The 18,947-nt window shown below is 73.3% G+C and carries 18 protein-coding genes; 1 reads left to right on the top strand and 17 read right to left on the bottom strand.

The window, feature by feature from the left end; translation table 11 throughout:
• Positions 1-98 precede the first annotated feature (98 nt).
• A complete protein-coding gene (locus HNR70_RS09110) occupies positions 99-1,148 on the bottom strand; it encodes a hypothetical protein (RefSeq protein WP_184325369.1) in 1,050 nt (349 codons plus the stop codon).
• Between the two features lie 146 nt (positions 1,149-1,294).
• Between HNR70_RS09110 and HNR70_RS09115 the strand changes: the two genes are divergently transcribed.
• Positions 1,295-2,101, top strand: coding sequence for a DUF6308 family protein (locus HNR70_RS09115; protein ID WP_184325370.1), 807 nt, complete (start codon positions 1,295-1,297; stop codon positions 2,099-2,101).
• 15 nt (positions 2,102-2,116) lie between these two features.
• Here HNR70_RS09115 and HNR70_RS09120 read toward each other — a convergent pair whose 3' ends face one another.
• The 16 genes from HNR70_RS09120 to HNR70_RS09195 form a co-directional block, all read right to left on the bottom strand.
• Positions 2,117-2,950: a hypothetical protein gene (locus HNR70_RS09120; protein ID WP_184325371.1), complete on the bottom strand. Its 834-nt coding sequence runs from the start codon at positions 2,948-2,950 to the stop codon at positions 2,117-2,119.
• Positions 2,951-3,022: 72 nt separating this feature from the next.
• On the bottom strand, positions 3,023-3,754 hold the full coding sequence (locus HNR70_RS09125; protein ID WP_184325372.1) for a hypothetical protein: 732 nt from the start codon (positions 3,752-3,754) through the stop codon (positions 3,023-3,025).
• Between the two features lie 25 nt (positions 3,755-3,779).
• The gene (locus tag HNR70_RS09130; protein WP_184325373.1) at positions 3,780-4,706 is read right to left on the bottom strand and encodes an RluA family pseudouridine synthase; all 927 of its coding nucleotides are present in this window, start codon (positions 4,704-4,706) and stop codon (positions 3,780-3,782) included.
• Positions 4,703-5,398 (bottom strand): signal peptidase II, encoded by a 696-nt coding sequence (lspA, locus tag HNR70_RS09135; RefSeq protein ID WP_312857622.1) that lies wholly within the window; start codon positions 5,396-5,398, stop codon positions 4,703-4,705. Before lspA ends, HNR70_RS09130 begins: the two co-directional genes overlap by 4 nt.
• The gene (locus HNR70_RS09140) at positions 5,395-6,114 is read right to left on the bottom strand and encodes a DivIVA domain-containing protein (RefSeq protein ID WP_184325374.1); all 720 of its coding nucleotides are present in this window, start codon (positions 6,112-6,114) and stop codon (positions 5,395-5,397) included. The genes lspA and HNR70_RS09140 overlap by 4 nt, the downstream gene beginning before the upstream one ends.
• 203 nt (positions 6,115-6,317) lie before the next feature.
• Positions 6,318-6,608, bottom strand: a complete 291-nt coding sequence (locus tag HNR70_RS09145; protein WP_184325375.1) for a YggT family protein — start codon at positions 6,606-6,608, stop codon at positions 6,318-6,320.
• Between the two features lie 6 nt (positions 6,609-6,614).
• Positions 6,615-7,100, bottom strand: coding sequence for a cell division protein SepF (locus HNR70_RS09150; protein ID WP_184325376.1), 486 nt, complete (start codon positions 7,098-7,100; stop codon positions 6,615-6,617).
• A gap of 175 nt (positions 7,101-7,275) precedes the next feature.
• Positions 7,276-8,010, bottom strand: coding sequence for a peptidoglycan editing factor PgeF (pgeF, locus tag HNR70_RS09155; protein WP_184325377.1), 735 nt, complete (start codon positions 8,008-8,010; stop codon positions 7,276-7,278).
• 10 nt (positions 8,011-8,020) lie between these two features.
• Positions 8,021-9,346 carry a cell division protein FtsZ gene (gene ftsZ, locus HNR70_RS09160; protein ID WP_184325378.1) on the bottom strand — a complete coding sequence of 442 codons (1,326 nt, stop codon included), beginning with the start codon at positions 9,344-9,346 and terminating at the stop codon, positions 8,021-8,023.
• 225 nt (positions 9,347-9,571) lie between these two features.
• Positions 9,572-10,687: a cell division protein FtsQ/DivIB gene (locus HNR70_RS09165; RefSeq protein WP_184325379.1), complete on the bottom strand. Its 1,116-nt coding sequence runs from the start codon at positions 10,685-10,687 to the stop codon at positions 9,572-9,574.
• The gene (gene murC / locus HNR70_RS09170; protein ID WP_184325380.1) at positions 10,687-12,228 is read right to left on the bottom strand and encodes a UDP-N-acetylmuramate--L-alanine ligase; all 1,542 of its coding nucleotides are present in this window, start codon (positions 12,226-12,228) and stop codon (positions 10,687-10,689) included. The genes HNR70_RS09165 and murC overlap by 1 nt, the downstream gene beginning before the upstream one ends.
• A gap of 35 nt (positions 12,229-12,263) precedes the next feature.
• Positions 12,264-13,388, bottom strand: a complete 1,125-nt coding sequence (murG, locus tag HNR70_RS09175) for an undecaprenyldiphospho-muramoylpentapeptide beta-N-acetylglucosaminyltransferase (protein WP_184325381.1) — start codon at positions 13,386-13,388, stop codon at positions 12,264-12,266.
• Positions 13,385-14,866, bottom strand: coding sequence for a peptidoglycan glycosyltransferase FtsW (locus HNR70_RS16215; protein ID WP_184325382.1), 1,482 nt, complete (start codon positions 14,864-14,866; stop codon positions 13,385-13,387). Before HNR70_RS16215 ends, murG begins: the two co-directional genes overlap by 4 nt.
• On the bottom strand, positions 14,863-16,389 hold the full coding sequence (gene murD / locus HNR70_RS09185; protein WP_184325383.1) for a UDP-N-acetylmuramoyl-L-alanine--D-glutamate ligase: 1,527 nt from the start codon (positions 16,387-16,389) through the stop codon (positions 14,863-14,865). Before murD ends, HNR70_RS16215 begins: the two co-directional genes overlap by 4 nt.
• Positions 16,386-17,477, bottom strand: coding sequence for a phospho-N-acetylmuramoyl-pentapeptide-transferase (mraY, locus tag HNR70_RS09190; protein ID WP_184325384.1), 1,092 nt, complete (start codon positions 17,475-17,477; stop codon positions 16,386-16,388). Before mraY ends, murD begins: the two co-directional genes overlap by 4 nt.
• Entirely contained in the window at positions 17,474-18,946 is a 1,473-nt protein-coding gene (locus HNR70_RS09195; RefSeq protein WP_184325385.1) for a UDP-N-acetylmuramoyl-tripeptide--D-alanyl-D-alanine ligase, read from the bottom strand. The genes mraY and HNR70_RS09195 overlap by 4 nt, the downstream gene beginning before the upstream one ends.
• Position 18,947 lies beyond the last annotated feature (1 nt).

Consider the following 18,947-nt stretch of genomic DNA (forward strand, 5'->3'; position numbering starts at 1 on the left):
CGCTCCAGCGTAGTCCCGACGGGGCCTTTAGAGGGGCTCAGGAGGGGGTCGGAGAGGTCACCCCGGCGCGTCCGGCGTGTCGGGAATGCGGCGGGTCTTCAGCGGGGGTCGGCGACCTCGGCGTGGGTGGTGAGGATGCCCTCGGTGGTGCCCTCCGGGGCGCGGCCGATGCCGCACTCGGTGGCGACGCCGTAGCTCTGCCGCACGGCGCTGTTCGCGGCGGCGATGCGCCTGCGCGCACCCTCGGGGCCGTCCTCGCGGTGGACGAGGCCGAGGTACAGCTCAGGCACCCGGGCGAGCTCGGCGAGCGGGGCGAAGTACGCCTCGTCGTCGCGGGAGATCGGGACGGGCAGGTGCAGCCAGGACAGCTGCCGGGTCGCGGAGTCGACCAGCGCGTTGGCGAGGCGGACCAGGGTCGCGGTGTCGGTGGGCTCGACGAAATGCTTTTCGCCCGCATCGCCGTAGCAGAGGTGCACGCCGACCTCGACGTCCGTGGGCACGGCGTCGACCAGGGCGGCCAGGCGCGCGACGATCCCGCCGAGCACCTCCTCGCCCCACCAGCCGGTCATCGGGCTGCCGTAGCCGGCCGCGACCTCGAGGATCCCCAGCTCGCTGGCCACGTCCCACTGGATCGCGAGGTCCTCGTGCGGGATCGCCTCGAGGATCTGCTCGAGCTCGCCGAGCAGCGCGTCGGCGTAGACCGGCTCGATCGCGACGCGGTCGTCGCCGGAGAAGAAGGAGGAGATCACGGCGACGGGGGTGGGCAGGGAGACCTGGAAGCGGATCCCGGCGGGGATCGCGCCCTCCTCGCGCAGGCGGGTGAAGATCCCGTAGGAGGCGAGGGCGGCGTCGGCGTAGCCGAGCGGCGGCAGGGTGATCTCGGCGGCCTCGACCCCATCGGCCAGGCGCAGGGGGCGGGCGTCGAGCCCGGCCTTGAAGGGGATCGGCGCGTCCCCGACCCGCTCGATCCCGTCGGCCTCGCCGAGCACGTCGGGCTGGAACATGATCCAGTGGAACCTCTTGCCGACCTCGCCGTCGGGGATGCGGCCGACGTGGCGACCGAGGATGTCGGCGACCGTGCGCATGGTCTTCTCGGCGTCGTCGTAGTTCACGCTGCCCGTGAGGAGGGCGCCCCGTGGAGTCGTCATGCCCGCAGGGTACGGCGCGGCGGGCGCAAAGCGACCGGGCGATTCACCATCCATCATCAATGCCTTCGCCGCGACCGTTTCCCCGTTGGACGGCCGGCGGCCGGGTGAGCCTCCTTCTATCTGCCCCTCTGCACTGGGAAGAGCCGATGTCTCCGTTCGCGATCCCGACCATCCTGGCGCTCGACAGAACCCACGAAGCCGTCGCGCGAGTCGACGACTACTATTCGTCGCGCTTGGCCTTCACCCGACCGAAGAATTCCGAGGACCCGCGTCCCCTTCCGGATGAGTTCAGGAACTCGCGCAAGCTCCCCGACGGCGACTACGACGAGCCGACCGTTCCCTACTTCGCCGGATCGTGTTTCGACACCTTGGAACCCGAGAACAACACCTGGGATCAGATCACGTCATCCGATCTGGCCGCCCTGTCGTTGCTGAGCGTGCCGGTCGGGTCTGATGCGCTTGTGGAGTTCCTCCACCGTCGCAAGGACCGCATCAGTGAGCTCCTCAGAGCGATCCCCGAGGACGCGGTGCTGTGGGCGCCCGAGGATTCACCGGACGATGGCCGGGCAGAGGCGATGTACCCCACTCTGATGGCTCACAGAGAGACGCCCGGCTGGCAGCTGTGGAACCTGCGTTCTGGAATCGACGAGGGCGGGCGGAAGGTCGGGTTCGGTTCTACGCGCGTGAGCAAGCTGCTCCATCGAAAACGTCCGCACCTCTTCCCGATCTGGGACAGCAAGGTCGGTGAGGCGGTCGGAGCCGCGAACAGCAGAAGGTTCTGGGCGGATCTCGAACGGGCTCTCCGAGAGAACGGACTCCACGAGCAGCTCACGACGATCCGTGAGCGGAGCACGCACGGGAAGGATCTCTCCCTCCTCCGCGTCTTCGACGTCGCCGTGTGGCATGCGCAGAAGTACTCATCCGGCTGGGAGCCCGAGCGTACGGAGAGCTAGGCAGCGACGCCCCGCTCAGAGGTACTCCCACTCCTCCTGGATCGCAAGGTCCTCGAGGTTCAGAAGCATCTGCTCGCCGGGGAGGTACGCTCCGCGATTCCGCCGAAAGAAGTGCCACAGGCCGAAGCGCTCCATGCGTGCAGTGCGCTCCTGCCACCCGGCCCAGTCGGTCCGGGGATCGTCGTCCGGGTACGGCGCTCGCCACTCGGCGCGGGGCGAGAACGCGATCATCTCGGAGAACCGGGTGCCATCTGTCCACGGTGCGCAGGTCGCCCACTCCCCCGCGTCCCGCCAGGCCTCGACCTCGACCCCGGCGGTCTCCAGCAGCAGGCGGAGCCCGGCGGCCTGGCGACGGCCTCCGCACTGCTCGAGCGCGGCGGCGAGCACCCCGAACGCCAATCCGGTGTGGGAGCTGGAGGAGCTGCTCCCGAGTGATGCAGCGAGCACCGCGAGTTCCAGCGCCTCCGTCCGCTCGCCCTCGAGCAGCCGGTGCCGTGCGAGCAGCCCGGCCAGGAGCGCAGCGCCGGTGCTGCGCGCGAGGGCGTCGTGAAGGTGTTGTGCACCGAGGACGCGAAGGCCGAGCACCCGGGGGAAGTCGGGATGGTCGCGCAGAGGCGAATGCGGGGAGATCCCGCGCGGTGCTCCCAGCTCCTCGTCCAGGAGCGCATCGGCCAGGGCTGCGGCCAGCTCCTCGAGCCCAGACACGACCTGCCCCGGCGCATCCGGATCCACGACCCGGCATTCCGCGAGCAGCCGGGCGATCGACTGCTCCCCCGCCTCCTCGACGAGGTCGTAGAAGTCGTCCTCGGCCGAGCCGGTGGGCAGTGCGAGCAGGTCCCCGGTCGTCATGCGGACACGGTACGGGCGGGGTCCGACACTCGACGAGGCATCAGGGTGGCGGGTCACCGCCCGCGCCCGGAGTCAGGCCCCGTCGTCCTCCGCCTGCTGCTCGCGCTCCATGTCCGCCAGGAGCGCATTCATGTAGTCGTGGACGTCCTCGTAGCTGAGCGAGCGCTCGTCGCGGCGGGGCGGGATGCCGCCCACGAAGGCGCCGCCGTGCCAGGCCATGGAGTCGTCGGGCAGGGTCGGGTCGTCGTCGCGCCAGAGGTCCAGCGGGATGGAGTGGGCGGCGAGGTCGCGGGCGATCTCGTCGGCCCGGGCGCCGTCGCCGGTGCGCTGCAGCACGGCGACCAGCAGCGACTGGGCGGCCCAGGCGAGGGTGTCGGCCTCTGTGTCCTCGCCGGGGTCCACCGACTCCTGCACGAGCGCGATGTAGCTGGCGGCGAGCTCGTCGGCCCCGTCCTCGTGGTGGTCCTTCGCCACGCGCAGCGCGACCTTGGCGACGAGGTCGCGGGCGTCCCACAGCACCGCCGCACCAACCAGCGCCATGCCCACCCCGGTCGGGAAGTCGGGGTCCAGGGCGAGCGGCGAGGCGGGGGTGCGCCCGGCACGGCGGTCGTCGTCGGCCGCGAGGAACTCCTCGACCGCGCCGGCGATCGCGGCGCGGGCCCGGTCGTCGTCGCGCAGCACCAGCTCGGCCTCGTCGGCCGGGACGCCGAGGCGCGCGGCGACCCGCGCGTACGGGAAGTCGGGGCGGGCCAGGGCTGCCTCGCGGGTGGGGGTCAGCGCGGTGGAGGGCTGCTCGTCGCTCATGCCACGACCGTATCGGGCGGGCGGTTCAGAGGGTGCGCAGCGCGTCCAGGGCGTCCTGCAGATCACGCGGGTACCGGGAGGTGAAGGTGACCTCCTGGCCGGTGACCGGGTGGAGGAATGTCAGCTCCATGGCGTGCAGCCACTGCCGGACGAGGCCCACGCGGGCGGCGAGGGTGGGGTCCGCGCCGTAGAGCGGGTCGCCGACCAGTGGGTGGTGGAGCGCGGCCATGTGCACGCGGATCTGGTGGGTGCGGCCGGTCTCCAGCTTCACCCGCAGCAGGGTCGCGCCGTGGAGCGGCTCGAGGGTCGAGTAGTGGGTGACCGAGTGCTTGCCGTCGCGGCGCACCGCGAACTTGTAGTCGTGGTTCGGGGAGCGGCCGATGGGCGCCTCGATGGTGCCCTCGGGCTGATCGGGGGCGCCCTGGCAGACGGCGTGGTAGACCTTGCCGACCTCGCGGGCGCGGAAGGCGTCCTTGAGGGTTGTGTAGGCGCGCTCGGTGCGGGCGACGACCATGAGGCCGCTGGTGCCCACGTCCAGGCGGGAGACGATGCCCTGCCGCTCGGGGTCGCCGCTGGTGCTGATGGAGACGCCGGCGGCGGCGAGGTGGCTGAGCACGGTGGGACCGGACCAGCCGGCGCTGGGGTGCGCGGCCACGCCCACGGGCTTGTCGATCACGACGATGTCGTCGTCCTGGTGGACGAGGCTCATGCCCTCGGCGATCTGGGGCCGCACCTGCACGGCGGGCTTCTCGTCGGGCAGCTCGACGTCCACCATCGCCCCGGGCTCGAGACGGGTGGAGCGGGCGGGCACCTGGCCGTCCACGAGCACGTGTCCGGCGCTGACCAGGTCCGCGGCGCGTGTGCGGGACAGGCCGAGCATGCGCGAGATGCCCACGTCGACCCGTTCTCCGGCGAGGCCGTCGGGGACCATGAGGGTGCGCGAGGAGCTCATCGCTCCTCCGGGCGATCGCTCTCGGCCGACGGGGCCTGCGGGGCGGCGGGCTCCTCGGCGGCGGCCTCGTCATCCGGCGCGGCGGCAGCCTCCGCGGCGGCGATCTCCCGGGCCTCGGCCTCCGCACGCGCGGGGTCCGCGTCCTGGCCGAGCAGGCCGAGCAGGATCACGAGGATCGCGCCGCCCACCACGGCCATGTCGGCGATGTTGAACACGGGCCAGTCGTAGTTGATCACGGGGATGCGGCCGAACTGGAGGAAGTCGACCACGGCGCCGTGGAACGGACCGGGGGCCCGCAGCAGGCGGTCGTGGATGTTGCCGAGGGCGCCGCCCATGATCAGGCCGAGGGCGAGGGTGTACCAGGGCGAGCGCACGGAGCGGACCGCGAACACGATCACGCCGATCACGATCGCGATCTGCAGGCAGGTCACGACCGGGGTGATCCCCTCACCCATCCCCCAGGCCGCGCCCGTGTTGTACAGCAGGGTCAGCTGGAGGAACTCGCCGAGGAAGGGCTGCGGCTCGAGCAGCGGCAGGTTCGCTTCGGCCCAGTTCTTGGTGACCTGGTCGACAACCAGCAGCACCACGGCGATCACCGCGATCGTGACGAGCACCGCGGTGCGGCTGAGACGGCGACGAGCGCCGGACCGCGAGGGTCCGGCGCTCGTCGGCGCGGAGGATTCGGCGCTCACAGACCGGAGTTCGCCTGGGTCTCCTGCGTCTCGCTGGTGTCGAGATCGCGCAGCTGGTTCTCGAGGTAGTTGCGCAGACGGTTGCGGTAGTCGCGCTCGAAGTTTCGCAGGCCGTCGATGGTCTTCTCGAGCTCGGACTTCTTGGTCTCGAGGTCGGCGAGGGTGCTGCGGGACTTCTCCTCGGCCTCGCCGACGATGCGCTTGTGCTCCTCGTTGGCCTCGCTGATGAGGCGGTCGCGCTCGTCCTCGCCGTTCTTGACGTACTCGTCGTGCAGACGGTTCGCCAGGGCGATGATGCCAGCGGCGGACTGGTCCGGGGTCTCCTGGACCGGGGCGGCCGCGACGGGCGCGGGCTGCGGGGTGACCTCCTCCTCGACGACGGCCTGCGGAGCGGTCTCGTCGGCGGCCTCGACGTCATCGGCGGAGCCGGTGACGGGGACCGCGGAGGCGGTGGGAGCGTCGGCGTCGACCTCGTCACCGGCGGCCTCGGCCTCCTCGGCCGGGACGGCGGCGGGCGCGCCGGACTCGAGCTCGGCGATGCGGTTGTGGGCCTCCTCGAGCTCCTTCTTCAGGCGCTCGTTCTCGGAGATCAGTTCCTTCAGGCGGGGTTCGACCTCGTTGTCGAGGAAGTTGTCGACCTCGTCCATGTCGTAGCCCTCGGAGAACCGGACGGGGGTGAACCGCTGATTCATCAGGTCTTCGGGCATCAGAGCCATGGGTCACCTTTTCATCGTTCTGGAGACGGAGTCGCGCGGTGGCGCGGTGTCGACAGCCTAGCGGATGCCGGGCCGACGACTGAATGCGAGCGGAGAACGGCGGAGGGATCACATCCGCGCCGAACGCGACGGGGCCCGGCGCTGGTGCGCCGGGCCCCGAGGGCTCGTGGAGCGGCTGGGCTCACCCCGTGCCGCACGTCATGTCACATGGCGAGGGAGCCGAGCACCCGCAGTAGGATCCAGCCCACGATCAGCAGGATCATGAGGCTGAGGTCCAGGGCGATGGCCCCGAGCCGCAGCGGCGGGATGAGTCGGCGCAGCCCCTTCACCGGGGGGTCGGTCAGCGTGAACACGACCTCGAAGAGCACCAGCGCGAGACCCTTGGGCCGGTACTCGCGGGCGTAGCTCTGGATCCACTCGAGCACCAGCCGCGCGATGAGCAGCAGCAGGTAGACGAGTACCGCGAGGTAGAGGATTCCGGCGATGAGCTGCACAGGACCTCAGCTCTGGTTGTAGAAGCTGCCCTCGTCGGCCGAGGTGTCCCCGTCGACCTGGACGAACTCCGGGGAGAGCAGGAACACCTTGGAGGTGACGCGCTCGATGGTGCCGCGCAGGCCGAAGACCAGGCCGGCGGAGAAGTCGACCATGCGCTTGGCGTCGCCGTCCTGCATGTCGGAGAGGTTCATGATGACCGGCACGCCGTCGCGGAAGGACTCGCCGATCGCCTTGGCGTCGTTGTAGGACCGCGGATGGATCGTGGTGATGCGCTGCATCGACTCCTCCACTGCCGGGGCCATCGCGACCACGTTGGAATGCTGGCGGATCGGGGTCACCTGGGCCTCCCGTTCGGCGGCGGGCTCGGGGCCACGCTCGGTGCGGCGGGACGAGGAAGTCTCCTCCTGGCGGTACCCCTCGTCCTCGTAGTACTCGTCGTCGACCTCGTTGGCGAGGCCGAGTGCGACCATGGCGTTGCGCCAGGTTCCCATCGCAGATCTCCCGGTTCCGTTGTTCACGCTGACCTGGGCCCCGGGGAAGCACGGGGAGTGCGCGGGGGCCCTGTGCGACGAACGTACCGCAGGGATTCCGGCCTCACCGGGAGGCGCCCGGCGTGTCGTGCGTGTCGTGGCGACGCCGACGGAGGTCACATCGGCGGGTCGCGGCTCAGGCGCGGCGCAGCACTCCGGCGAAGCGCCCGGTGGTGGCGCTGCGGCGGTAGGAGAAGAACCGCTCGTCCTCGAGGGTGCAGGGGTGGTCGGCGTCGATCGCGTCCTGCGCGAACCCCTCCCCCTGCAGGATCGCGACCGCGCCGGCGCGCAGGTCGAGCGCGGGCGTGCCCCACGTCGTGGTCGAGGCGGTGGCGGGGATCCGGGCGGCGGCGTCGGCCCGCATGTCCTCCGGCACCTCGTAGCAGGCGCCGCAGATGGCCGGGCCGATGGAGGCGGTGAGGTCGCCGGGTCTCGCGCCGAGCTCGGTCATCGCCGCGACGGTCGCCTCGAGCACCCCGCCGAGCAGGCCCTTGCGGCCGGCGTGCGCGACGGCGATCACGCCGGAGACCGGATCGGAGAGCAGCACGGGCAGGCAGTCGGCGACCATGATCGCCAGCGCCACGTCCTCACGGCCGGTGACGATCGCGTCGGCCGTGACCACGGGCGCCTCGCCGGTGGCGGGAAGGACGTGCACGTCGGCGGAGTGGACCTGGTCCACGAACACCAGCGGCGCACCGATCTCGGCGGCGAGCCGGGAGCGGTTCTCGATGACGGCCGCGTCGTCGTCGCGGACGTGGCGGGCGAGGTTCAGGCTCGCGTGGTCGCCGGTGCTGACGCCGCCGTCGCGGCCCGTGAACAGGGCACGGGCCCCGCGAAGTCGCGGGGCCCGTGCGCCGAGGGTGGAGGTCACCGGGTGACCGTCACTTCAGGAAGGAGGGCAGGTCGAGGTCGTCGTCGTCCGCCGGGGGCTCCTCGATGTGCGGCGGGCGCGCGGCCTCGCGCTCGGGGGCGCGGGGCGCGGGCTGCGGGGCGACGCGCTGCTGGTCGTAGCCGCCGTCCTCGACGTCGGCCGGGTCGATGACCTCGGTCTCGGGCTCCGAGGCGCTCGGGCGCGACGGGGAGAACGCCTGCTGGGGCTGGCCCCAGGCGCCCGGGGCCGCGGCACCCTGCGCGGGACGCTGCTCCTGGGCGGGACGCTGCTGGACCGCGGGGCGCTGCTGCACGGCCGGGCGGGCGGAGCCCTGCTCGGTGCGGGCGGCGGGGCGGTGCTGCGGGGCGAGGTCCTGGCGCGGCGAGGGGCCGCCGCCCTCGAAGCCCGCGGCGATGACGGTCACGCGGACCTCGTCGCCCAGGGCGTCGTCGATGACGGAGCCGAAGATGATGTTCGCGTCGGGGTGCGCGGCCTCCTGGACCAGGCGGGCCGCCTCGGACACCTCGTACAGTCCCAGGTCGCTGCCGCCCTGGATGGAGAGCAGCACGCCGTAGGCGCCGTCGATCGAGGCCTCGAGCAGGGGGCTGGAGACGGCGAGCTCGGCGGCCTGGAGGGCGCGGTCGTCGCCGCGGGCGGAGCCGATGCCCATGAGGGCGCTACCGGCGCCCTGCATCACGGACTTCACGTCGGCGAAGTCGAGGTTGATCAGGCCCGGGGTGGTGATCAGGTCGGTGATGCCCTGGACACCGGAGAGGAGGACCTGGTCCGCGGACTTGAACGCGTCCAGCATCGAGACCTGCTTGTCCGCGATGGAGAGCAGGCGGTCGTTGGGGATGACGATGAGGGTGTCGACCTCGGCCTGGAGCGCGGCGATGCCGGACTCGGCCTGGGTGGAGCGGCGACGGCCCTCGAAGGTGAAGGGGCGGGTGACCACGCCGATGGTCAGGGCGCCGAGGCTGCGGGCGATCTTGGCGACCACGGGGGCGCCGCCGGTGCCGGTGCCGCCGCCCTCACCCGCGGTCACGAAGACCATGTCGGCCCCGCGCAGGACCTCCTCGATCTCCTCGGCGTGGTCCTCGGCGGCCTTCTTGCCGACCTCAGGATCCGCGCCGGCGCCGAGACCGCGGGTGATCTCCTTGCCGACGTCGAGCTTGACGTCCGCATCGGACATCAGCAGCGCCTGGGCGTCGGTGTTGATCGCGATGAACTCGACGCCCTTCAGCCCCGACTCGATCATGCGGTTGACGGCGTTGACACCTCCGCCGCCGACACCGACGACCTTGATGACTGCGAGGGAGATCTGGGTTCCGGCCACGTTTGGTCCTTGCTCTTGGGTTTCCTCAGGGAGAGGGGCCAGCGTCGCGCCTGGTCGCGGTCCTCCGAAACCCTAGACCTCGAGTTGAGGTTCGGACTTCGGGGCGCCTCTCCTTTCTGTCGACGCTAAGGACGTCGGGACCGGTTCGCAAACACAAAGGGCGCGTGTCGTGCCCGAGGCGGGACAGATCACCGCCGCACGGAGGTCGGAGGGTGGGGGTGCGCGTCAGCGGGTGACGGGCGCGACCGGGGAGGAGACGTCGATGACGGTCCCGGCCTGGCCCAGCAGCGCCTGGACCACCTCGCCCTTGAGCTCGGCGTCGGCGGAGTCGCCCCACACCACGGTCTTGGTGCCGCCGTCCTCGAGGGCGAGGGTGAGGGTCACGTCGCTGGGGCTCGAGGCGGTGATGTCGCGGACCGCGCCGCGCAGGGGGTCCGGGAGGCCCGCGAGGACCTCGCTCATGGCGGTCGCCGCGCCGTCGGGGTCGGCGGAGCCCGACTGCACGGCCAGCGGCACGAGGGTCGCTCCCTCGGCCGCGGCGGCGGGCAGCTCATGCCCCTCGGCGTCGAGCACGGCGACGGAGCCGTCGGTGCGGGTCAGCTGGGCGACCGGGGTCGCCTCCGTCACGCTGACGCGCATGCCGTCGGGCCAGGCGCGCTCGACCGTCGCGGAGGCGATGCCGGGGACCTCCTCGACCTGGGCCTCGATGTCGCCGGTGGGCAGCAGCAGCACGCTGTCGCCCTCGCGGCCGGCGACGGCGGCGCGCACGTCCTCCTGGGAGACGTAGCCGGTGCCCTCGATCGCGATGTCGCGGACCTGGAGCGCCGGGAGGAACACGGCGGTGACGAAGGCGGCGACGAGCACGACCACGGTGGCGAGGCCGCCCGCGATGATCGCGCGGCGGCGTCGCCGCCAGGGCCGGCCGCGCACGAGGTCGCGGAACCGGTCGGCGGCCTGGACGACGCGGCCGCCCTCCTGCTCCTCCGGGGGCGCCGCGGCGGGCGCCGGGCGACCGGCCTCCGTGGGCGCGGGGCGGCCGAGGCTGCGGGTGCGGTTGCGGGACGCGGGTGCGTCGGCGGCGCTCGCGGCGCTCGGGGCGCTCGCGGCCGACGAGCGCGCGGCAGGGGCGGCGGTGCGCTGCGGGGCGCGGTTCGCCGACGCGGCAGAGGCGGCCGACGGAGCCGGTGCGGCGGACGCCGCGGACGGTGCCGACGCGGCGGAGGGTGAGGACGCGGCGGAGGGGGCCGACGGGGCCGACGCCGAGGAGGCGGCCGACGCGCCTGTCGCCGACGGGCGGGATGCGCCCGGGCGGGGGCGCGGTGCGGTGGGGCGGCGAGCCATCAGGCGCGGCCCCGGTCCGCCGTCCGCAGCGCCTCGAGGACGTCGGGGGTCGTCTCGACCACGTCGCCGGCGCCGAGCATCAGCAGCAGATCGCCGGTGCGGGCCTCGGCGAGGACCTGCCCGAGCACCTCGTCGTCCGCGTCGAGCGGGGTGACGGTGCCCCCGGCGAGGTCGGTGATGGTGCGGGCGGTGGTGCTGGGGTCCGGGTCCTCGCGGGCAGCATAGACGGGCATCACCCAAGCACGGTCGGCGGCCTCCAGCGCGGCGGCGAAGTCGCCGGCGAAGTCCCGGGTGCGGGAGAACAGGTGCGGCTGGAACACGGCGAGCACGCGCCCGGGCTCGGCCTGGGCGGAGACGATGCCGCGGGCGGCGGCGAGGGTCGCGGCGACCTCGCGGGGGTGGTGGGCGTAGTCGTCCACCACGGTCACTCCCCCGGCGGTGCCGGCCACGTCGAAGCGGCGGGAGGCGCCGGTGAAGGTGGACAGGCCCGCGGCAAGGGCGGCGTGGTCCGCGCCGGGCACGGCCGCGGCGGTCGCGGCGAGGGCGCCGAGGGCGTTCAGGACGTTGTGGTGGCCGGTGACCGAGAGCTCGACGGAGAGCAGGCCCTGCGGGGTGTCGATCTCGATGCCGGCGCCGCGGGTGCCGCTGCGCTCGGCGCGCAGGTGCCAATCGGCGCCCTCGGCGGTGCCGTAGCGCAGCACCGTCGCGCCGCGGGCGGCAGCCCGCTCCCCCAGTGCCGCCGCACCGGGGTCGTCGGCGCACACCACGAGGGTGCCGCCGGGCAGGATCTGGTCGGTCAGTGCATCGAACGCGGCGGTGAGCGTTGCGGCGTCTCCGTGGAAGTCGAGGTGGTCGGGCTCGAGGTTGGTGACGACCAGCGAGCGCGGCGCGAAGGCGAGGAAGGAGCCGTCGGACTCGTCGGCTTCGACGACGGCGACCGCGGGGGTCGCGTCGGCCGGAGCCGACCCGGCCCCGGGGCCGGTGGCGGAATCCGCGCCGAAGCCGGCGTTGCGGCCGAGGTCGGGCACGGCGGCGCCGAGCGCCCATGCGGGGTCCAGGCCTGCGCCGCGCAGGGCGGTGACGGCCATGCCGGTGGTGGTGGTCTTGCCGTGGGTGCCGGCGACGGCGACGAGCTCGCGCCCGGCGAGCAGGCCCGCGAGCCCGGCGGCGCGGTGGATCACGGGGATGCCGCGCTCGTGGGCGGCGCGCACCTCGGGGTTGTCGGCGCGGACGGCGGTGGAGACGATGACGAGGTCGAGGTCGTCGGCGAGCAGGGCGGCGTCGAAGCCGATGCCGATGCGGGCGCCGGCCTCGCGCAGCGGGGCGATGAACTGGCCGTCCTGCGAGTCGGAGCCGCTGACGGCGAGGCCGGCCTCGAGGGCGAGCCGGGCCACGGCGCTCATGCCGGCGCCGCCGATGCGGACCACGTGCACGGAGCGGACGGGCCGGTCGGCGGGCCAGTCGGAGCGGGTGACGACGTCGCCGGGGCGCAGGATGGTGCGGGGGGAAGGCTGCGGGGCGGAGCCGGTCACGGAAGTCATGAGGCCACCGTAGTCCGGGCGGACGGGATGCCGGGTCAGGCTCGGCGTGCGACGCCGATCACCACGTCGGCCATCTCCTCGGCGGCGTCGGTGATGCCGAAGGCGCGGGCGGCCTCGGCCATGGCGGTGCGGCGCGTGCCGTCCAGCAGCAGCGGCAGGACGTCGCGGCGCAGCCGGTCGGCGTCGAGCTCCGCGTCGGGGATCATCGTCGCGCCCCCGGCGGCGACGACCTGCTCGCCGTTCAGCGCCTGCTCGCCGTTGCCGATGGGCAGGGGCACGAGCACCGCGGGCAGGCCCACGGCGGTGAGCTCGCTGACGGTGCCGGCGCCGGAGCGGGTCAGGGCCAGGTCCGCGGCGGCGTAGGCGTCCTCCATGGCGGAGACGTACTCGAGGACCCGGTAGCCGGGCCGCTCGGTGAGCCCCTCGGCCTTGCCTCGGCCGGTGACGTGGAGGATCTGCCCGCCGGCGGCGAGGACGTCGTCGGCCGCCTCGGCGACCGCGGCGTTCAGGCGTTGCGCGCCGAGGGAGCCGCCGGTGGCCAGCAGCACGGGCCGCTCGGGGTCCAGACCCAGCTCGCGCACGGCCTGCTCACGCCGGGCGGCGCGGTCCAGGTGGGCGATGCCCTCGCGCATCGGCATGCCGATGCGGCGGGCGCCGGGGAGGGTGGAGCCGTCGAAGGCGGTGAGCACGGCGGCGGCGCGGCGGGCGCCGAGCCGGTTCGCGAGGCCCGGCCTGCGGTTCGCCTCGTGGACTACGAGCGGCACGCGGGCGGAGGCGGCGGCGAGGTAGGCGGGCGGGCAGACGTAGCCGCCGAAGCCGGCGACCACGTCGATGCGGCGCTCGCGCATGAGGGTGCGGACCTCGCGCAAGGTCCCGGCGAAGCGGCCGGGGAAGCGCAGCGCGGCACCGTCGGGCTTCCTCGGGAAGGGGACCTTCTCGATGGTGGCCAGCTCGTACCCGGCGGCGGGCACGAGGTCCGCCTCGAGCCCTTCGGCGGTGCCGAGCACGAGCACCTCGGCGCCCGGGGCGCGGCGGCTGATCTGCGCGGCGGTCGCGAGCAGCGGGGAGACGTGCCCGGCGCTGCCACCGCCGGCGAGCAGGACGCGCACGGGCTCCGAGGAGGAGGACGAGGAGGCGGCGGGGGTCGGGGTCGCGGTCATCGGGTCCTCCGGGAGGTGCCTCCACGGCGGGAGGCACGGCGGGATGAGCGGGTGGAGCGGGTGGTGCTGCCGGTGCGGGCGGTGCTGCCGGTGCGGGCCGAGCGACCGGTGCGTCCGGAGCGCGCGGTGCGGCCGGTGTCCTCTCCCGCGTCGCGGGGCGCGGGCAGCACGCTGATGGAGCGGCGCACGCTGCCGAAGCGGGCGCTGATGGCCTCCTGCGCGCCGGGCTCGCGCCGGGCGAAGGAGAGCAGCACCCCGAGTGCGGTCATCGAGGCCAGCAGCGCGGAGCCGCCGGAGGAGATGAACGGCAGGGGCACGCCGATCACGGGCAGCAGGCCGGTGACGACCATCATGTTCACGAAGGCCTGGCCGAGCAGCCAGGCGCTGATCCCGGCGACGGTGATCTGCATGAAGGGGTCGTGCAGGCGGGTGATCATGCGGAACATGATCAGGGCGAGCGCGGTGAACAGCAGCACCACGCCGAGGGTGCCGATCAGGCCCAGCTCCTCGCCGATGATGGCGAAGATGTAGTCGTCCTCGGCGGCGGGCAGGCGGCCCCACTTCTGGCGGGACTGGCCCAGGCCCACGCCCCACCAGCCGCCCTCGGCCAGGCCCATGAGGCCCTGCTCGGACTGGAGGCAGGAGTCGCCGGCGCAGGTGCCGTGCAGCCAGTTCCCGATGCGGGCCATGCGGTTAGCGCTGGTGACGGTCAGGAACACGACACCGAGGAGGGCGGCGCTGCCGGCGAGGGCGAACCAGCGCCGGGGCACGCCGGCGACCCACACCGCGCCGGCGACGAGCATGCCCATCACGAGGGTGGTGCCGAGGTCGTGCCCGAGGACCACGAGGCCCAGCGCCAGTCCGACGCCGGGCACGAGCGGGAAGAGCAGATGGAAGGGCCGGTGCAGGAGGGGGCGCTTCATGGCCAGCAGCGCGCCGAGCCAGACGGCGAGGGCGAGCTTGAGGAACTCGGAGGGCTGGAGGCGCTGGGAGCCGATCTGGATCCAGTTGCGGTTGCCGTACACCTCCACGCCGAGTCCGGGCACGTGCACCAGGCTCTGCAGCAGCAGGCCCAGGCCGAACAGCCCCCATGCGGCCTTGCGGTAGAAGCCGGGCGGCATCAGGGCCGCGGCGACGAGGCCCACGAGCCCCATGCCGGCGAAGGTGCCCTGGCGGATCAGGCCGGCGAAGCCGGAGGCGCCGCGGGAGATGTTGCCGACCGAGCTCGAGGACAGCACCATCACCAGGCCGACCCCGATGAGCAGGGCGCCGACGATGATCAGTCCGTAGAAGTCCAGGGCCGGGGAGCGCAGCCAGGTGCCCACTCCGTCGCGGACGCGGCCGGAGATGTTGCCGAGCGGGTGCTCCTCGTCGGGGCGCACCACGTCGGTGCTGCGCTCGGGGCGGGATGCGGCGGTGCGGCCGGTAGGACGGGCGGTTCCCCGACGGCTGTCCCGGCGGGTGTCCTCCATCGTCATGAGCGCTCTCCTGGCAGTCGGGTCACAGCCGCCGCGAACAGATCCCCCCGCTCCGCGTAGTCACGGAACTGGTCGAGGCTGGCGGCTGCGGGTGCCAGGAGCACCACGTCCCCCGCCGCGGCGAGGGAGCGGGCGGCCTGCACCGCGTCCTCCATCAGCCGGGTGCGCCCGGCGACGTCGTCAGTCTGGCCCGGATCGATGCGCCGGACCGGGACCTCGGGGGCGTGTCGCTGAAGAGCCGTGGTGAACGGGGTCTCGTCGACGCCGAGGAGGACCACGCCCACGAGCCGGTCGGCGGCGGAGGCGATGAGGGGGTCGAGGTCGGCGCCCTTGACGTCGCCGCCGGCGATCCACACGACCCGCTCCGCGGCGCGCAGGGAGGCCGCGGCGGCCGCGGGGTTGGTGGCCTTGGTGTCGTCGACGAACCCGATCCCGTCGATCGTGGCGATGTGCTGGGCGCGGTGGTCGCCCATGCGGTAGGCGCGCAGTCCGTCGCGGACGGCGTGGGCCTCGACCCCGTGGGCGCGGGCGAGGGCCGCGGCGGCCAGGGCGTCAAGGACCACGTGCGGGCCGGCGCCCTGGGCGCCGAGGTGGGAGAGATCCTCGAGGGTGGCGAGCTCCGCGGCGGCGCGGCGGCGCTCGGGGTGGAAGGCGCGGTCCACGAGCATCCCGTCGATGACGCCGAGCTCGGAGGGGCCGGGGGCGCCGAGGCCGATGCCGATGGCGCGGGCGCCCTCGACGACGTCGGCCTCCTCGACCAGGCGCCGGGTGGTCTCGTCGGCGACGTTGTACACGCAGGCGGTGCGCACGCCCTCGAAGATCTTGCCCTTGGCGAGGGCGTACTCCTCGGCGCCGCCGTGCCAGTCGAGGTGGTCGGCGCTGACGTTCAGCACGACAGCGGCCTCGCAGTCCAGGTGCTCGGTCCAGTGCAGCTGGAAGCTGGACAGCTCGAGTGCGAGCACGTCGTAGCCCTCGGGGTCCAGGGCCGCCTCGATGACGGGCAGGCCCACGTTGCCGCAGGCGACGGCGCGCAGTCCGGCGGCGCGCAGGATCGACTCGAGCATGGTGACGGTCGTGGTCTTGCCGTTGGTGCCGGTGATGGCGAGCCAGTCGGGCCCGTCGGCCGCCTGCATGCGGCGCGCCAGCTCGATCTCGCTCCACACCGGGATGCCGCGGGTCGCGGCCTCGGCGAGCAGCGGCTGGTCGGGGCGCCAGCCCGGGGAGGTGACGACGAGGTCGATCTCGCGATCGGCGGGAAGGGCGGTGGTGTGCTCGGCGCCGAGGCGGAACTCGACCCCGAGGACCTCGAGGATCTGGATGCGCTCGCGGATCTCGGGGGTGTCCTTGCCGTCCACGACGAGGACGCGCGCGCCGCGCTGCATGGTCTGGTCGGCGATCGCGTAGCCGGAGACGCCGAAGCCGGTGACCAGGATCCGCAGCCCGGCGACGTCGAGGCCCGGCCAGGGGCGCTGCTCGACGGGGGTGGAGCTGTCGGGACCTGCGCCGTGGGGGGCGGCGGTCATGCGCCGAGCCTCGGCAGGGCGTCGAGGTAGAACAGGCCCAGGCCCACACCGGCCAGGAGGCCGGCGACGATCCAGAAGCGGACCACGATGGTGACCTCGTTCCAGCCCTTGAGCTCGAAGTGGTGCTGCAACGGGGCCATGCGGAAGACGCGCTTGCCGGTGAGCTTGAAGCTGGTGACCTGGATGATCACGGACAGGGAGATCACCACGAACAGGCCGCCGATGATCGCGCCGAGAAGCTCGGTGCGGGAGACCATGGTCAGGCCCGCGATCGCGCCGCCGAGGGCGAGGGAGCCGGTGTCGCCCATGAAGATCTTGGCCGGGGAGGTGTTCCACCACAGGAAGCCGACGCAGGCGCCGATCAGCGCCGCGCACAGCACGGCCGTGTCCAGAGGGTCGCGGGCCTGGTAGCCGTGACCGCCGGTGAGGTCCAGGACGTCGGTCTGCCGCCACTGCCAGAAGCTGATGATGAGGTACGCGGCGGTGAACAGGATGGTGGCGCCGGTGGCGAGGCCGTCCAGGCCGTCGGTGAGGTTCACGCCGTTGGACCAGGCGGCGACGAGGAAGTTCGCCCAGATCGCGAAGAGGATGAACCCGACCACGGAGCCGGCGAAGGCGAGGTCCAGCCACGGGATGTCACGCACGAAGGAGATGTTCGTCGAGGCGGGGGTGCGGCCCTGCCCGTCAGGGAAGAGCAGCGCGAGGACCGCGAACACGGTGGCGACCACGAACTGGCCGAAGAGCTTGTAGCGGGGGCGCAGACCGGTGGAGTCCTGCTGGGAGATCTTGAGGTAGTCGTCGAGGAAGCCGACGACCGCCAGGCCCAGCATGAGGAACAGCACCAGCAGCACGGAGACGGTCGGCGGGGTCCACAGCACCAGGTGGGTGAGGAAGTAGGCCGCCAGCACCGCGAGGATGATCGCGACGCCGCCCATGGTGGGGGTGCCGCGCTTCGTGGCGTGGGTGGTGGGGCCGTCGTCGCGGACGAACTGGCCGTACCCGCGACGCTCCAGCACCTTGATGAACACCGGGGTGCCGAGGATGGAGAGCAGCAGGGCGAGTGCACCCGCGATGATGATCGCGATCATGCGTCGTCTCCCGTCTGGGTGGTCGCGGCGTGGCCGCCGTGCTGGGTCAGGTGCTCCACGAGGGGGTCGGCGATCCGGCGCAGACCGGCGTCCCGGGAGGACTTCAGCAGCACCGCGTCACCGGGCCGCACGGTCCGTTCTAGCACAGCGATCGCCTCGTCCACGCTGTCCAGGTACTCCGACTCCCCGCCGAAGGAGCCCTCGAGGCTCGCGCCGTGGTGGATCGGGGCGGCGCCGTCTCCGACGACGTACAGCTGGGAGATGTTCAGGCGCACCGCGAGGCGGCCGATCTCGTCGTGCAGGCGCACCGAGTCCGGGCCGAGCTCGAGCATCTCGCCGAGCACCGCGATGGTGCGGTGGGTGCGGCCGAGGTGCGCGAGGGTCTTCAGCGCCTGCTTCATGGAGTCGGGGTTGGCGTTGTAGGCGTCGTCGATGACGAGCGCACCGCCGGCGCGCCGCACCTGCATGCGCTGGCCGGAGGCGAGGGTCGCGCCCTCGAGCGCGGCGGCCGCGGCGGCGGGGGCGACGCCCGCGACGAGCGCGCCGGTGAGCGCGGCGAGGACGTTGGCGGCCTGGTGCTCGCCGAGCAGGTCGGGGTGGACGCCGTGGCGTCCGGCGGGGATCGCGTCTCCTGCCAGGGTGGTCAGGCCCTCGGGGACGATGAGATCGAGGGTGATGCGGGCCTGCTCGTCCAGGGCGAGGTCCGCGCCGCGCACGTCGCCGGTGGAGAAGCCCCAGGTGACCACGGGCGCCTGCGAACGCTCGGTCATCGCGGCGACGAGGCGGTCCTCGGCGTTCAGGATCGCGCGGCCGGTGGGCGCGAGCGCCTCGACGAGCTCGCCCTTGGCCTGGGCGATCGCGTCGACGCTGCCGAACTCGCCGAGGTGGGCGGAGCCGACGTTGAGGACGAGGGAGACGTCGGGGCGGGCGATGTCGGTGAGCTGGGCGATGTGGCCGATGCCGCGGGCGCCCATCTCCAGGACCAGGTAGCGGGTGGACTCTGCCAGGCGCAGCACGGTGAGCGGCAGGCCGAGCTCGTTGTTGAAGCTGCCGACGGGGGCGATGGTCTCCCCCGCCGCGGACAGGATGGTGCCCAGCAGGTCCTTGGTGCCGGTCTTGCCGGCGCTGCCGGTGACGGCGAGGACGACGAGGTCGGGGTTCTCGCTGCGGGCCCGCTCGAGCTGGGCTCGGGCGAGGACGGACAGCGCCTCGCGCACGTCGTCGACGCGAACGGCGGGCACGCCGCGGTCCTCGCTGACCAGGGAGGCGGCGGCGCCGGCGGTGCGGGCGACGTCGAGGTAGTCGTGGCCGTCGACGTGCTCGCCGGCGAAGGCGGCGAACAGGTCGCCGGGTCCGACCTCGCGGGAGTCGATGCGTGCGGTGCCGGTGACGAGCTCGTCACCGGTGGCACCGCCGACGAGCTCTCCGCCGGTGAGGGCGGCGATGTCCCGTGTCGTGGTCTCGAGCATG

This window comes from Brachybacterium aquaticum, from assembly GCF_014204755.1.
GTDB classification, from domain to species: domain Bacteria; phylum Actinomycetota; class Actinomycetes; order Actinomycetales; family Dermabacteraceae; genus Brachybacterium; species Brachybacterium aquaticum.